This is a genomic window from Burkholderia pulmonis (assembly GCF_984667975.1).
The window spans coordinates 2,546,686-2,562,217 of sequence record NZ_OZ480186.1 but is presented as its reverse complement, the minus strand read 5'-3'; the positions used below and the strand labels follow the sequence as shown (position 1 = coordinate 2,562,217).

General features: G+C 65.8%; 13 protein-coding genes and 1 tRNA gene. 5 read left to right on the top strand and 9 right to left on the bottom strand.

Going from position 1 to position 15,532, the window contains the following annotated elements; genetic code table 11:
- Positions 1-111: 111 nt before the first annotated feature.
- From murI to AC5LXK_RS11795, 5 genes are all read right to left on the bottom strand, one after another.
- Positions 112-975, bottom strand: a complete 864-nt coding sequence (gene murI, locus AC5LXK_RS11815; RefSeq protein ID WP_493388991.1) for a glutamate racemase — start codon at positions 973-975, stop codon at positions 112-114.
- Positions 976-1,003: 28 nt separating this feature from the next.
- Positions 1,004-1,480, bottom strand: a complete 477-nt coding sequence (gene bfr, locus AC5LXK_RS11810) for a bacterioferritin (RefSeq protein ID WP_174994539.1) — start codon at positions 1,478-1,480, stop codon at positions 1,004-1,006.
- Positions 1,481-1,677: 197 nt separating this feature from the next.
- Positions 1,678-3,201, bottom strand: coding sequence for a fumarate hydratase (locus tag AC5LXK_RS11805; RefSeq protein WP_006762441.1), 1,524 nt, complete (start codon positions 3,199-3,201; stop codon positions 1,678-1,680).
- A 44-nt stretch (positions 3,202-3,245) separates the two neighbouring features.
- Positions 3,246-3,830, bottom strand: coding sequence for a TIGR00645 family protein (locus tag AC5LXK_RS11800; protein ID WP_493388990.1), 585 nt, complete (start codon positions 3,828-3,830; stop codon positions 3,246-3,248).
- 112 nt (positions 3,831-3,942) lie between these two features.
- Entirely contained in the window at positions 3,943-4,851 is a 909-nt protein-coding gene (locus AC5LXK_RS11795; RefSeq protein WP_493388989.1) for a DMT family transporter, read from the bottom strand.
- A gap of 318 nt (positions 4,852-5,169) precedes the next feature.
- Between AC5LXK_RS11795 and acs the strand changes: the two genes are divergently transcribed.
- From acs to AC5LXK_RS11780, 3 genes are all read left to right on the top strand, one after another.
- Positions 5,170-7,152, top strand: coding sequence for an acetate--CoA ligase (acs, locus tag AC5LXK_RS11790; protein ID WP_493388988.1), 1,983 nt, complete (start codon positions 5,170-5,172; stop codon positions 7,150-7,152).
- Between the two features lie 85 nt (positions 7,153-7,237).
- On the top strand, positions 7,238-7,582 hold the full coding sequence (locus tag AC5LXK_RS11785; RefSeq protein ID WP_493388987.1) for a DUF4212 domain-containing protein: 345 nt from the start codon (positions 7,238-7,240) through the stop codon (positions 7,580-7,582).
- Positions 7,583-7,585: 3 nt separating this feature from the next.
- Complete coding sequence (locus AC5LXK_RS11780) at positions 7,586-9,601, top strand: sodium:solute symporter family protein (RefSeq protein ID WP_493388986.1); 2,016 nt, start codon at positions 7,586-7,588, stop codon at positions 9,599-9,601.
- Between the two features lie 70 nt (positions 9,602-9,671).
- Here AC5LXK_RS11780 and AC5LXK_RS11775 read toward each other — a convergent pair whose 3' ends face one another.
- The 4 genes from AC5LXK_RS11775 to AC5LXK_RS11760 all read right to left on the bottom strand — a co-directional run bounded on the left by AC5LXK_RS11775 (position 9,672) and on the right by AC5LXK_RS11760 (position 13,984).
- Positions 9,672-10,274, bottom strand: coding sequence for a hypothetical protein (locus tag AC5LXK_RS11775; protein WP_493388985.1), 603 nt, complete (start codon positions 10,272-10,274; stop codon positions 9,672-9,674).
- Between the two features lie 99 nt (positions 10,275-10,373).
- Complete coding sequence (locus AC5LXK_RS11770) at positions 10,374-10,994, bottom strand: DUF2939 domain-containing protein (protein WP_493388984.1); 621 nt, start codon at positions 10,992-10,994, stop codon at positions 10,374-10,376.
- A 661-nt stretch (positions 10,995-11,655) separates the two neighbouring features.
- Positions 11,656-11,746: transfer RNA gene (locus tag AC5LXK_RS11765), tRNA-Ser, on the bottom strand.
- Between the two features lie 57 nt (positions 11,747-11,803).
- Positions 11,804-13,984 carry a TonB-dependent receptor gene (locus AC5LXK_RS11760; protein ID WP_493388983.1) on the bottom strand — a complete coding sequence of 727 codons (2,181 nt, stop codon included), beginning with the start codon at positions 13,982-13,984 and terminating at the stop codon, positions 11,804-11,806.
- Positions 13,985-14,328: 344 nt separating this feature from the next.
- Here AC5LXK_RS11760 and AC5LXK_RS11755 point away from each other — a divergent pair, with 344 nt between their 5' ends.
- Positions 14,329-14,958 (top strand): LysE family translocator, encoded by a 630-nt coding sequence (locus AC5LXK_RS11755; RefSeq protein WP_493388982.1) that lies wholly within the window; start codon positions 14,329-14,331, stop codon positions 14,956-14,958.
- A gap of 45 nt (positions 14,959-15,003) precedes the next feature.
- On the top strand, positions 15,004-15,219 hold the full coding sequence (locus AC5LXK_RS11750; RefSeq protein ID WP_493388981.1) for a hypothetical protein: 216 nt from the start codon (positions 15,004-15,006) through the stop codon (positions 15,217-15,219).
- Positions 15,220-15,532: the final 313 nt, after the last annotated feature.

Sequence of the window (15,532 nt, the reverse complement as noted above, 5' to 3'; positions counted from 1 at the left end):
ATTAATTTTGCGGGCGTTGACAAGCCTGGGTCGGGCTTTTTTTAAGGTCATCGGACCCTTGAAACGGCGGGAGCGGCGGAGCCGCGGCAGGAGCGGGCGTGCGGGCCCGCGTCAGACGGTCGCGCAGGTGCGCGCGTTCGGCGAGGAAATGGTGACGGATTCGACCGGCGCGTCGAGGCCGAGCAGCGTCGACGCGAGCGCGCGCAGTTGCAGGCCGTCGCTCGTCGAGCAGAAGCGCGGCGGCTCGGCATGCGTGCCGGCGGGCGCGCGCAGGCCGCGTTCGTCGAGCACTCGTGCGAGCTGGCGCGCGATGGCATCGCTCGTGTCGACGATCGTCAGGCGGTCGCCGACAAGGTCACGAATCGTTTCCGTGAAGAAAGGGTAGTGCGTGCAGCCGAGCACCAGTGTATCGGCGCCGTCGTCGAGCATCGGTTGCAGGTAACGCTCGAGCAACGCGCGCAGGGCGGGCGAGTTCGTGTCGCCGCGTTCGATCGCTTCGACGAGCCCGTGGCCGGGCTGGCAGATGAAGCGACGGCCGGCGCCGTAGCGGTCGAGCAGCGCCTGGAAGCGCGGGCTGTTCAGCGTCGATTGCGTGGCGAGCACGCCCGCGACGCCGGTTGCGGACAACGCGGCGGCCGGCTTGATGCCCGGTTCGACCCCGACGAGCGGGATCGACAGGCGCTCGCGGATGGTCGCGATCGCCCGCGCCGTTGCCGTGTTGCATGCGATGACGAGCGCTTTCGCCCCTTCGCGGGCGAGCCATTCGCCGATGGCCAGCGTGCGTTCCGTAATGAACGCCTCGTCGCGCGGGCCATACGGCGCGTGGTGCGAGTCGGCGACGTAGACGAACGATTCGCCGGGCAGGTGCGCGCGCACGGCGCGCAGCACCGACAGGCCGCCGAGCCCCGAGTCGAAGATGCCGACTGGAGCGGCGGGGCGGACCCCGGAAGCGGCTGGCTGGTTCGTCATCGTCATGTGGACGGCCGTGCGGCAGGGAGGCCGGTTACTCGGCCGAACCCATCATCGTTTGCTGGTAGTTCTGCAGGCCGACCTTGCCGATCAGGTCGATCTGCGTTTCCAGCCAGTCGATGTGTTCTTCGGTGTCGTCGAGGATCTTTTCGAAGATCTCGCGCGACACGTAGTCGCGAACCGTTTCGCAGTAAGCGATCGCTTCCTTGCAGGTGGACTGCGAGATCTGCTCGAGCTTCAGGTCGCACTTCAGGATCTCTTCGGTTTCCTCGCCGACGAGCAGCTTGTGCAGGTCCTGCAGGTTCGGCAGGCCGTCGAGCATGAACACGCGCTCGATCAGCCAGTCGGCGTGCTTCATTTCGCCGATCGACTCGTCGTACTCGTGCTTGCCGAGCTTCTCGAGGCCCCAGTGCTTGTACATGCGGGCATGCAGGAAGTACTGGTTGATCGCCGTGAGTTCATTCTTCAGTTGGGCGTTCAGATATTCGATGACTTTCTTGTCGCCTTGCATGGCTGTTCCTTGTTCAGTGGGGCTTCAGAAACCGAACGATAATCGCTCGAACGAGAAAAGCCAAGCCTCAAAGCCTTGTCTGGCCTGCCTTTTGCGTGTAATGAGAATCAGCCTCGAATAACCGGCCGTACACAATAATGAGAATGAGAAGTAAAAAGGCCGGACTTCCGTCCGGCCTTTCGTTCGATCGCGCCTGATTAAGCGGTTGCGACCGGGATCTTGCCGATCTTCGCCTGCCACTCCTTCGGGCCGGTCTGGTGCACCGACGTGCCCGACGAATCGACGGCGACCGTCACCGGCATGTCCTGCACGTCGAACTCGTAGATCGCTTCCATGCCGAGGTCTTCGAACGCGAGCACCTTCGCGCCGCGGATCGCCTTCGACACGAGGTACGCCGCGCCGCCGACCGCCATCAGGTACGCAGCCTTGTGCTTCTTGATCGCGTCGATCGCGACCGGGCCGCGCTCGGCCTTGCCGACCATCGAGATCAGGCCCGTCTGCGCGAGCATCGTCTCGGTGAACTTGTCCATGCGCGTGGCCGTCGTCGGGCCGGCCGGGCCGACCACTTCGTCACGCACCGGATCGACCGGGCCGACGTAGTAGATCACGCGGTTCGTGAAGTCGACCGGCAGCTTCTCGCCCTTCGCGAGCATGTCGGCGATGCGCTTGTGCGCGGCGTCGCGGCCGGTGAGCATCTTGCCCGACAGCAGCAGCGTCTGGCCCGGTGCCCAGCTCGCGACTTCTTCCGGCGTCAGTGTGTTCAGGTCGACGCGCTTGCTCGTTTCCGTGTTCGGTTCCCACTGGACCTTCGGCCAGGCGTCGAGCGACGGCGCTTCGAGCTTGGCCGGGCCCGAACCGTCGAGCACGAAGTGCGCGTGGCGCGTGGCCGCGCAGTTCGGGATCAGCGCGACCGGCTTCGAGGCCGCGTGCGTCGGTGCCGCCATGATCTTCACGTCGAGCACGGTCGCGAGACCGCCGAGGCCCTGCGCGCCGATACCGAGCGCGTTGACCTTCTCGTGCAGCTCGACGCGCAGTTCCTCGACCCAGTCCTTCGGGCCGCGCGCGATGATTTCCTGGATGTCGATCGGCTCCATCAGCGATTCCTTCGCCATCAGCATCGCCTTTTCCGCCGTGCCGCCGATGCCGATCCCGAGCATGCCCGGCGGGCACCAGCCGGCGCCCATCGTCGGGACCGTCTTCAGCACCCAGTCGACGATCGAGTCGGACGGGTTCAGCATCACGAACTTCGACTTGTTCTCCGAGCCGCCGCCCTTCGCCGCGACCTGCACGTCGACCTTGTCGCCCGGCACGATCTCGTAGTGGATCACGGCCGGCGTGTTGTCCTTCGTGTTCTTGCGGGCGCCTTCCGGCGGGTTGACGATCGATGCGCGCAGCACGTTGTCCGGGTGCGTGTAACCGCGGCGAACGCCTTCGTTGATCATGTCGGTCAGGCCCATCGTCGCGCCGTCCCAGCGCACGTCCATGCCGACCTTCACGAAGATCGTGACGATGCCGGTGTCCTGGCAGATCGGACGCTTGCCTTCGGCGCACATGCGGCTGTTCGTGAGGATCTGCGCGATCGCATCCTTCGCTGCCGGGCTCTCTTCCAGCTCGTACGCGCGGCCGAGGGCCTGGATGTAGTCGAGCGGGTGGTAATAGCTGATGTACTGCAGCGAATCCGCGATGCTCTGGATCAGGTCTTCCTGTTTGATGACGGTCATGGCTGAGACTCTGTGGGGACAGTGGGGAATGGTTTGCCGACGGTTCAGGCCGCCGGTCCGGACGTTGCTGGCGCGTGCGTCTCGTGGAAATGGGCCGGGTGCGTGTGCGTCGTCAGGCGGTCGACCCACGCCATCACGAGCGCCGACACGAGGAACGACACGTGGATGATCACCTGCCACATGATCGCGTGCATCGTGTGCTGGTCGGGGTTGATGAACGTCTTCAGCAGGTGGATCGACGAAATGCTGATCAGCGCCATCGACAGCTTGACCTTCAGCACGCCCGCGTTCACGTGGTCGAGCCATTCGGGCTCGTCGGGGTGACCCTCGATGCCGAGACGCGACACGAACGTTTCGTAACCCCCGACGATCACCATGATCAGCAGGTTCGAGATCATCACCACGTCGATCAGGCCGAGTACCGCGAGCATCACGCTGATCTCGTCGAGGCTCGTCGCATGCGACAGCAGGTGCCAGACTTCCTTCAGGAACAGGAATACGTAGACGGCCTGCGCGACGATCAGGCCGAGGTACAGCGGTACCTGGAGCCAGCGGCTCATGAAAATCAGCGCGGGAAGGGGGCGAAGCGGGCGACGGGCGGGACGGCCGGGCGAATGCGGGGCGGACATGTTGGGGTACGGGCGCGGTGCGCAGGTATCGGGGGTAATCTTGAAAAGGCGCGCTATTGTAGCGCGTCGGCCGGCGCGACTGCAGCGACGCGCCGGGTATGCCGGGGACGGATCAGGAGGCCGCGGCCGGCACGCGCTTCACGCGCAGGCTCGCAAGCACGATGCCGGCGACCACGCACGCGAGCGCGATGCCGTGTGCGAGCGTCGGGCGCTCGCCGAGGAACGCGATGCCGTACGCGGCCGCGGCGATCGGCAGCACCGCGCTGAACACGCCGGCGAGGCTGCCCGGCACGTGCCGGATGCCCTTCATCCACAGCCAGAACGAGAAGATGCTGGCCGACAGGCCATACCAGACGACGAGCGCCCAGGTGCCGGCCGGCACGCTCGCGTAATCGAAGCGCCACAGCGCCGTCGCGCCGAGCGGCAGCATCAGGAACAGGCCGAACAGATGGGTATACGCGCAGATGTCGATCGGCGCGAGCGTCTGCGTGAGCCGGCGCGACAGGATCACGTAGATCGATTCGCAGCACACCGCGCCGAGGATCAGCAGGTTGCCGGTCAGCGAGCCGGACGCGTCGCCGTGGGCGCCGTGCGCGGCCGCGCCGCCGTTGGCGAGGTTGATCGTGACGACGCCGGCGATCGCGAGCGCGATCGACACGAGCGCACGGCCGTTCGGTTTTTCACGCAGGATCAGCCATGCGAACAGCGCGACGATCGCCGGGATCGTGCTCGTGATGACGCCGGCCGCCACCGCGCTCGTGCGCTGCACGCCGTTGAGCATCAGCAGCGTGAACATGAAGGTGCCGAAAAAGGCCTGCAGGAACAGGTTCAGCCATTCGCCGCGCTTGACCTGGCGCATCTTCACGGGGCTGAACAGCGGCCACAGCACGGCGATCGCGATCACGAAACGCAGCGTGGCGAGGATGGCGACGGGGACGAATGCAACGATGGATTTACCGATACCGACGTTGCTGCCGACGAACAGCATCGACAGGATGAGGAAGAGGGCGTAGCGATTCAAGCTGGAATCCGGAAGGCGAGTTCAGTTAGGATTGTAGAGTCGCGGTTGTAACAGCGTAAAGCTGACCGTAATGCGGCGCCTCCCGGCGTGCGAAATGCACGATGCCGCGTAAGTGCCGGGTAAGTTCGGGCGCTTATCGTGGAAACCGCCGGGCCGCATGGTCACGTTCGCGTGATGTGGTGCGGCGCAGCATCGCGCGCGGCCTTCACGGCAGCGTGCGGGTGGTGGGAGACAGCGGCGCGCATGCGCCGGCCAAGACGCGCGGCGCGCACGATCGCGCCGCCATGCAGAGGATTCATGTTCACCAAGGGGTAGTCGATGTCTGCGATTGAATCGGTTCTTCACGAAACCCGTCAGTTCGCGCCGCCCGCGGCGCTCGAGAAGGCGGCGACCATTTCCGGCATGCCGGCCTATCGTGCGCTTGCCGCCGAGGCCGAGCAGGATTACGAAGGCTTCTGGGCGCGTCTCGCGCGCGAAGGCCTCGCGTGGCACAAGCCGTTCACGAAAGTGCTCGACGAGAGCAACGCGCCGTTCTACAAGTGGTTCGAGGACGGCGAGCTGAACGCGTCGTACAACTGCCTCGACCGTCACGTCGAAGCCGGCAACGGCGAGCGCGTCGCGGTGATCTTCGAGGCCGACGACGGCACCGTCACGCGCGTCACCTATGCGGATCTGCTCGCCCGCGTGTCGCGCTTCGCGAACGCGCTGAAGAAACGCGGGATCGGCAAGGGCGATCGCGTCGTCATCTATATTCCGATGTCGATCGAAGGCATCGTCGCGATGCAGGCCTGCGCGCGCATCGGCGCGACGCACTCGGTCGTGTTCGGCGGCTTCTCCGCGAAATCGCTGAACGAGCGGCTCGTCGACGTCGGCGCGGTCGCGCTGATCACGGCCGACGAGCAGGCGCGCGGCGGCAAGACGCTGCCGCTCAAGAGCATTGCCGACGAGGCGATCGCGATGGGCGGCTGCGACGCGGTGAAGAGCGTGATCGTCTATCGGCGCACCGGCGGCAAGGTCGATTGGCATGCGGACCGCGACCTGTGGATGCATGACATCGCGGACGGCGAGTCCGACACGTGTGCGCCGGAATGGGTCGGCGCCGAGCATCCGCTGTTCATCCTGTATACGTCGGGCTCGACCGGCAAGCCGAAGGGCGTGCAGCACAGCACGGGCGGCTACCTGCTGTGGGCCGCGCAGACGATGAAGTGGACCTTCGACTGGAAACCCGACGACGTGTTCTGGTGCACGGCCGACATCGGCTGGGTCACGGGCCACACGTACATCACGTACGGCCCGCTCGCGTGCGGCGGCACGCAGGTCGTGTTCGAAGGCGTGCCGACCTATCCGGACGCCGGCCGTTTCTGGAAGATGATCGGCGATCACAAGGTCACCGTGTTCTACACCGCGCCGACCGCGATCCGTTCGCTGATCAAGGCGGCCGAAGCCGACGACAAGGTGCACCCGAAGAGCCATGACCTGTCGAGCCTGCGCATCATCGGCACGGTCGGCGAGCCGATCAATCCTGAAGCGTGGATGTGGTATCACAGGCACGTCGGCCAGGAACGCTGCCCGATCGTCGATACGTGGTGGCAGACCGAGACGGGCGGCCACATGATCACGCCGCTGCCGGGCGCCACGCCGACCGTGCCGGGCTCGTGCACGCTGCCGTTGCCGGGCATCATGGCCGCGGTGGTCGACGAGACGGGCCAGGACGTGCCGAACGGGCAGGGCGGCATCCTCGTCGTCAAGCGTCCGTGGCCGGCGATGATCCGCACGATCTGGGGCGATCCGGAGCGTTTCAAGAAGAGCTACTACCCCGAGGAACTCGGCGGCCGGCTCTATCTTGCCGGCGACGGCACCGTGCGCGACAAGGACACCGGCTACTTCACGATCATGGGCCGGATCGACGACGTGCTGAACGTGTCGGGCCACCGGCTCGGCACGATGGAGATCGAGTCGGCGCTGGTGTCGCACGAGCTCGTCGCCGAAGCCGCCGTGGTCGGCCGTCCGGACGACACGACGGGCGAGGCGGTCGTCGCGTTCGTCGTGCTGAAGCGTTCGCGTCCGGAGGGCGAGGAAGCCGCGGCACTGGCGAAGACGCTGCGCGACTGGGTCGGCAAGCAGATCGGGCCGATCGCGAAGCCGAAGGACATCCGCTTCGGCGACAACCTGCCGAAGACGCGTTCGGGCAAGATCATGCGGCGCCTGCTGCGCTCGCTCGCGAAGGGCGAGGCGATCACGCAGGATACGTCCACGCTCGAGAACCCGGCCATCCTCGAACAGCTCACCGAAGTACGCTGATCGCCCACCGGGTGCGTGTCACACGCACGAGCCCCTGCGCGGCAATCCCGATTGCCCGCGCAGGGGCTTTTTGCTACATAACGGCATGACCGTTCCGACCCGTCCGGCGCCCGCTGCGCCACCGCCCGTTCCCGAGCCGCTCGCGCGTGCCCACGCGCGCTACTGGCGCTTCAACGTTGCGCTGATCGCGGTGCTGATGGTGATCGGCTTCACGGTGTCGTTCGTCGTGCCGTTCTTCGGGCCCGCGCTCGCCGGAATCCGTTTCGCGGGCTTCAGCCTGCCGTTCTACGTCGGTGCGCAGGGCGCGATTCTCGTGTACCTCGTGCTGATCGTCGTCTACATCGGGCTCATGCAGCGCGCGGACCGCATGCTGCGCCGCGCGTACGACGATCATGCGGCGCGTAGCGACTCTGCGAACGGCGGGCGCTGACTCATGCTGACGCATCGACTGATCCGCGCTTACGCGCTCTACACGCTGGGGTTTCTCGGGTTCGTGCTGCTGATGTGGCGGATCGAGCGTGCGACGGGCTCGGGCGTCTGGATCGGCTACGTGTTCCTGTTCGTGCCGATCGCCGTGTACGCGGTGATCGGGCTGCTGTCGCGCACGTCCGATCTCGTCGAGTATTACGTGGCCGGGCGGCGCGTGCCGTCCGCGTTCAACGGGATGGCGACGGCGGCCGACTGGCTGTCGGCCGCGTCGTTCATCGGCCTGGCGGGCTCGCTCTACGCGACCGGTTACGACGCGCTCGCGTACGTGATGGGCTGGACGGGCGGGTTCTGCCTCGTCGCGTTCCTGCTCGCGCCTTACGTGCGCAAGCTCGCGCGCTACACGATTCCCGATTTTCTCGGCACGCGCTTTTCGAGCACGGCCGTGCGCGCGCTCGCGGCCGGCGCGGCGATCCTGTGCTCGTTCGTCTACCTGGTCGCGCAGATCCAGGGGATCGGCCTGATCGCGACGCGCTTCATCGGCGTCGATTTCGCGATCGGGATCTTCTGCGGGCTCGCGGGCATTCTCGTGTGCTCGTTTCTCGGCGGCATGCGCGCGGTCACGTGGACGCAGGTCGCGCAGTACATCATCCTGATCAGCGCGATCCTGATTCCGGTGTCGCTGATCGCGATGAAGAACGGGCTCGGGCCGGTGCCGCAGTTCAATTACGGCAAGTTGATGGAGCGCGTCGCAGCACGCGAAGCGCAGGTGCGCGATGCGTCCGGCGAGCAGCAGGTGCGTGACGCGTATCGCCGGCAGGCCGCGGACATCCAGACGCGGCTCGACCGGCTGCCCTCGTCGTATGCGGACGCACGCCGGCATCTCGCCGATCAGCTGGCCGACCTGCGGCGCCACAACGGGCCGTTGCGCGAGATCAGCCAGCGCGAGCGCGAGCTGGCCGATTTCCCGCGCGATCCCGCGGCGGCGCGGGTCGCGTGGACGCAGGCGCGCGACGACCTGCTGGCGCGGGCCGAGCCCCCGGTACCGATGCACGAGCCGTTTCCGGCCGCGAGCGAAGACGAGCGCAAGCCGCGCGAACGCAATTTCCTCGCGCTGCTGCTGTGCCTGTCGCTCGGCACCGCGAGCCTGCCGCACATCCTGACGCGCTACAACACGACCACGTCGGTCGCGTCGGCCCGGCGCTCGGTCGGCTGGACGCTGTTCTTCATCGCGCTGTTCTACCTGAGCGTGCCGGTGCTCGCGGTGCTGATCAAGTACGAAATCCTCGCGAACCTGGTCGGGCGGCCGTTCGCCGAGTTGCCGGCGTGGGTCACGCAATGGCATCACTTCGAGCCGGACCTGATCAGCGTCGTCGAGGTGATTCGCGACGGCATCGTGCACTGGTCGGAAATCCAGATGCAGCCGGACATGGTCGTGCTGGCCGCACCGGAGATCGCGGGGCTGCCGTATGTCGTGTCGGGGCTGATCGCGGCCGGCGCGCTGGCCGCGGCGCTGTCGACCGCGGACGGGCTGCTGCTGACGATCGCGAACGCGCTGTCGCACGACGTCTATTACTGCATGGTCGCGCCCGATGCATCGAGCCAGCGGCGCGTGACGATCTCGAAGGTGCTGCTGCTCGGTGTGGCGCTGTTCGCATCGTACGTCGCGTCGCTTAACACGGGGAAGATCCTGTTCCTCGTCGGCGCCGCGTTTTCGCTGGCGGCGTCAAGCTTCTTTCCGGTGCTCGTGCTCGGCGTGTTCTGGAAGCGCACGACGACGCGCGGCGCGATCGCCGGGATGGTGACCGGGTTGGCGGTGTGCGTGTACTACATCGTGTCGACGTACCCGTACTTCACGCAGCTGACCGGGTTCGCGGGGCACACGTGGTTCGGGATCGAGCCGATCAGTTCAGGCGTGTTCGGCGTGCCGGCGGGGTTTGCGGTGGCAATCGCGGTGAGCCTGTGCGACAAGCGGCCGGATGAGTACACGCTGGCGCTGGTGGATTACATCCGGCATCCGTGACGCGGAAGGCGTGCTCGAACGCAGGAACGGGCTGCGTGCCCGCTGCCGGTATCGGCGCCGGTGGCGTGGATCAGAGCGCGGATGTCCCGAGCTCGGCGCCCTTGGTCGGTTGCGCGCGACCGACATCGCAGCTTCCGTCCGTCACACCGTTTGCGTTGGGGATCGCGACGCAGACATAGGCACGAATGCCGTGCGGCAATGTCACGTATCGAAACTCGCCCACCTTGATCGTCGCGACCCGGTCAACGGCAAACTGATCGGTGATCGCCGTCGTGCCCGGCGGGATCGATAGCGTCACTTCCGACGTGGCCTGGCTGGTTTGCGATTTCAGTGTCTGGCTGCCGGCGATCTCCATCGTCACCGCGAAGCGGATTGCGGCTTGCCCTTCGGACACGCGCTGGACAGTTACCGCGACCGTCGGCTTGGCGATGCCCGCCGTGCATTTGGCGGCAACGCATTCGCGAACGGACAGGAGCGTGTGGAACGTTGGCGCAGGCTGACCGACGACCGACAGGTCGGTAGCGGACCCGCCGTCGCGCAGGGTTTTCTGCGATGGCGGAGCCGATGTGACGGCAACGGTGGTACTGATCGTCGGGTGCGACGCGACTGTCGCGCACGCCGACAGCATGGCCGAGACGCTGGCCGTCATGACGAACCGCAGGCTGAATCGCATGGACGTGACTCGTGGAGCCGAAACCTCCTATATCGTCAGATCAATGCAGATCTTTAGCGGGCGGCCTTCAGGATCCGGCGTGCGTCGCACGTCCGAAGATCAGTTCGAACCGATCCTGTCGATCGGCACGTCGATGCCGCTCAGTTTCCACGACCAGAGGCCGTCACGCTTGAACACGAGCGTCACCTGGTCGTCCGTTCCTTTTCGTGCAGTTGCGGTGACGGTCGACCAGTTCTTGTAGCGAACCGAATAGTCGACCCTCGGCGTCGTGTCGGCTTCATGTGGCGCAGCGCCGCCGTCGGAACCCGCGTGAGTCGCTTCCGCCGGGGCGGCAGGCGATGCGGGGGCAGCCGGTGCATCGGCGGGGTGCGCGGGTTTGGCCGCCCCCTGAGCCATCATGGTCATGACGCCCGCCGGCGTCACCATCGTGTCGATGAGCTGGTTCGCGAAACCCATCGCCACCATCATTCCCAGACCGGCGAATGAATTGCCTTTCATATCGGGCGAATTCGCCAGTTTCGATTGCACCATCGTCAGGAATTGACCACGCAGGCTTTCACGCAGCGACGGAAAGTCGACGTGCGAAGAAAACGAGTCGGCATCCTTGTCCGTCATGGCCGATCGCATCTGGTACATCGTGATGTATGGGCTCGCATAACTGGAAGCGATGCCTGCGGCGATGGCGATCCCTGCGATCACGATTTGTGTTTTCTTTTTCATGGTCTCGGCGTGTGTCGATATGGTTTATCGGGAAAGCAGTTTAACGGTCGTGTGGAGGAAAGTTTGAGGCGTTGACTGTTCGCGCGGGGGATCGCTGCGCCGTTTCGCGCGATGGCTGGAGGGGCGGCTGTGCCCGCTTTGGCGGATTTATCGTCCTGTCGGACGCAATGCCGCGCTCGTATCGTGCCGAGCGGCCGGATGAATCGTCGAAATGCGGTTGCCGTTCGATTTTGAATGGCGGTTTGAATGGCGCGCCGGGGCTGAAACGACAATGCACCGATGGGAACCGTGTCGAATTGTCTGGCCCGCGCCGGTGAGCGTGGCGAGCCGGAATTGAAGAAGCGGACACAAGGCGTGCCGTCACCCGGATTCCCCGATCACGTTCGACGACGTGCGGTCGGAGGACGAACAATGAAGCAGAAGCCCGTCACGGCAGCCTGCACCGACGACCGGCGAGCGTTTTCGCGGGGAGAAATGAAAAACGGGCCGAAGGGCCCGTTTTTACCGTGTGCTGGCGGCGAGGGGGATTCGCCCACACGAGCGCGGGCCGCGGATTCGCTTGCAGGCGAATCCCTTCGAATCCCCCGTGCAGGCCGAACGATCGGCTTGCACGCTTCTCTCCGGAAACGAAAATGCCCGCTTGCGCGGGCATTTTGAATTCTGGCGGAGAGAGGGGGATTCGAACCCCCGATAGGCGATTAACCTATACACGCTTTCCAGGCGTGCGACTTAAACCACTCATCCATCTCTCCGGAAGAGCGAGAGTATAGCAAACTCTGGCGGCAGCCCGCCACTCTCTTCCGTGCGTGTCAGAAATCCGTCGTCATCGACAGCCACACCGACCGCGGATCGCCCTGCGTCAGATATCCACCCGTCGTCGACGACCAGTACGACTTGTTCGCGACGTTGCGCACGGTCGCGCGGAACGTCGTCTTCTTGCCGAACAGATCCGTCGCGTAGCGCGCACCCAGGTCGAAGCGGTCCCACGCATGGATCGACATCGTGTTCGCGACGTCCACGTACTGCGGCCCCGTATGGATCCAGCGCGCGGTCAGCGTGAGTCCGTTCAGCATCGGCACATCGTATTCGGCGTTCGCGTTGAACAGGAACGACGGCACGCCGATCGGCCGGTTGCCGTCGTTCGCGCCGCCCTCCGTGTTCTGCAGCGTCGCCTTGAGGTACGTCGCGCCCGCGATCAGTCGCACACCTTTCCACGGTTCGCCGTACACGGCCGTCTCGATGCCGCGGTGCCGCTGCGTGCCGTTGGCGCCGAACAGGTTCGAGGCCGGATCGGTGTATGCCATCGGCTTCTCGATCTGGAACAGCGCGAGCGACGCGCCGTACTTGTCGGTGTCGTAGCGGATCCCGGCTTCGTATTGCTTCGACCGGAACGGCGACAGCGACTGGCCCGCATTGCGCGCGGTGTTCGGGGCGATTTCGCCCTGCGCGAGCGCCTCGCTGCGGTTCGCGAAGATCGATACGTTGCGCCAGGGCTTCACGACGAGACCGAATACCGGCGTCGTGATCGCGTTGCTGTAGGTGTTGGTGACCGCGCCCGTGTAGTCGAAGTTGTCGACCGAGATCGACTGGCGGCGCGCGCCGATCGTGAACAGCACGCGGTCGTCGAGGAAGCCGAGCGTGTCGGACACCGCGAAGCTGCGCAGCCAGGTTTTCGTGATCGTGCCGGGATCGTTCATGTCGCCGCCCGAGTAGGCGGTCGCCGGGAATGCGACCGGCGCCGGATCGTAGAGCGTCGTCGGGAATGCACTCGACATCGTGTACGCGGACTGGCTGTCGATGCGGATGAACGACGCGCCGGCCGTCACGAAGTGCGACACGGGGCCGGTCGTGAAGCGACCGCGCACGCCGGCTTCGGCCGACTGCGCATCTTCCTTGTGCGGCACGCTCAGGCGCGAACCGGTCGTGCCGGACGACGAGTAGGTCGGCGTGTAATAGTCGCCGTGCTCGTTCGTATGGCGCGCGCCGGCCGACACGTAGGCCGTCCACGCGGGCAGGAAATCGTATTCGGCGCGCACGATCCCGACCGTGTCCTCGAGCTCGCTGAAGCTCCACGGCTGCGCATAGTTGTGCGTTGCGGACGGTACGGCCGGCAACTGGTTGCCGCTGATCAGCACGACCGGGCGGCCGTTGTCGATCCGCTGCCGCTGATACAGGAAGTCGCCGTACAGGCGCAGCTTGTCGCCGCGCCAGTCGAGCGAAACCGCCGTCACGTTGCTGCGGCGGCGCTCGTCGTCGACGGCCGTGTCGCCGCCGCTGATCGACTGGTTCACGCGCACGCCGAACTGGCCTTCGCTGCCGAAGCGGCGGCCGATGTCGACGTGCGTGCCGAGCGAACCGGACGTGGCGCCGTCGACGGTGACGCGCGTGAGCGGCTTGTCGTCCGCGCGCTTCAACTGCAGGTTCACGCCGCCGCCGATCGCCGAGCCGCCCGGCGACGCGCCGTTCAGGAACGCATTCGCGCCTTTGAACACGTCGACACGCTCGACCGCGTCGGTCTGGACGAGCTGCCGCGGCGTGACGCCGTACAGGCCGTTCAGCGACACGTCGTCGCCGGCGAGCACGAAACCGCGGATGACGAACACCTGCGAGAAGTTGCCGTAGCCGGATGCGCTGCGCACGGCCGGATCGTTGTCGAGCACGTCGGCGAGCGTGCGGGCCTGCTGGTCCTCGATCAGTTTCGACGTGTAGGTGGTCATGCTGAACGGTACGTCGCTGGCCTTTTGCCGGCCGAGCACGCCGAAATCCGCGCCGCGCGCGACCTGGCCGCCCGCATAGGTCGGCGCGAGGTCGCCGGGCAGCGGCTCGGCGGCGCCGGTTACATTGATCGACGGCAGCACGGCTGCGTCGGGCGCGGCGCCGGCGGCGGAAGTGGCCTGCTGGGCCAGGGCGGCGGCAGGGAAGGTGCAGGCGAGCGCAATGCCGCAGGCAATCGGCGTGAGACGCCGGACGGGTAACGAAAGTGTCGACATGGGACGCAATTCGGGTGTGGTCGGTGATCCATCCCAGGGCGGCAAGTCGGAATCCGGGCGGCGTGGCGCGTCCGTACTGTCGCGGACGCGTTTTTTATCGAGCGGCGGAGTCTAACGTAAACGCGAATGATTGTCGTTTACGAAAATGTCGGCTCACTATCTGGGATGGCGGCCGGTTGCCGTCGAAACGAGGGCCCAAAAACCGCCGAGCGGGGATCACGTCGGCCATGCGATCATTGACCGTCCATATTCGTCGCAACAAATCGCGCAGCGGCTCCGGCCTGCACGGCTGACGAGCGACGCTGCCATCCCCGGATCGCCCTCTCCAGAAGGAACACCAGGCCATGTCGCTCTCCGCCTTGTTTGCATTCGCCCTGATCCTGTCCGTCGGCGTCGCGACGCCCGGCCCGACGGTGCTGCTCGCGATGAGCAACGGCTCGCGGTACGGATTGCGTCACGCGATGGTCGGCATGCTCGGCGCCGTCACGGCCGACGTCGTGCTCGTCGCGCTGGTCGGGTTCGGCCTTGGCATGCTGCTCGACGCGTCGGAAACGGCTTTCGTGACGCTGAAGCTGCTCGGCGCGGCGTGGCTAGCGTACGTGGGCATCCGGATGCTGATGTCGAGCGGCAGCCCGGCCGATGCGCAGGCGTGTGTCCCCGCGACGCCCGATCACCGGACCGCTTTCCTGAAGAGCTTCTTCGTCGCGATGAGCAACCCGAAGTACTACCTGTTCATGTCCGCGCTGCTGCCGCAGTTCGTCGACCGGTCGCACGCGATCGCGCCGCAGTACGCGATCCTCGCGGCGACGATTGTCGCCGTCGACGTGATCGGGATGACCGGTTACGCGCTGCTCGGCGTGCATTCGGTCCGCGTGTGGAAAGCGGCCGGAGAGAAGTGGCTAAACCGGGTCAGCGGGTCGCTGCTGCTGATGCTCGCGGGATACGTTGCGCTGTATCGCAAGGCCGCGCACTGACGCGGCGATGCAGCGGGGAGGTGGCACGCCGAAGGCCGTGCGGCGATGAAGCCGGTCGATCGCTTTGCGCTCGAAACGCACGGCGAGGCGTATGAAGCATGGCCGCCGCGTACGCGTGTGCTTGTCGATGGCGTGTGTTCCGCGCTCGCCGTTTCCGGCTATGTGCTGCTGCGCCAGTTCGAAACGCCGGCCGCGTATCTGCTCGTCACCGACTACGACTGCCTGTTCGAGGAAGCCGTCACGTTTACGCTCGTGTCGTAGGCGCCGCTGAAGGTGCTCGTGCGGCGGACGGTCGGTGCGATGGTTGCGTCATGCCATCTGGACGACCTGACGTGGGCCGACGACCGGCATTTCAGCGCGACGTTCGTCGGTATCGACGGGCGATGGGATTTCACGATTCGCGATGTGGCGATGCCGTTCGTCTGGCCCGGATTGGGCATGCGGCACGTACAGGGATGACACCGGGGCGACGATCGGGTGCCACGGGATGAGGCCTGAGCCGATTCGAAAGAATGTGAATTTTCGAATCCGGTCGGACGTTTTACAAAAATGATTCTAAATCCTGTCAAAAAGC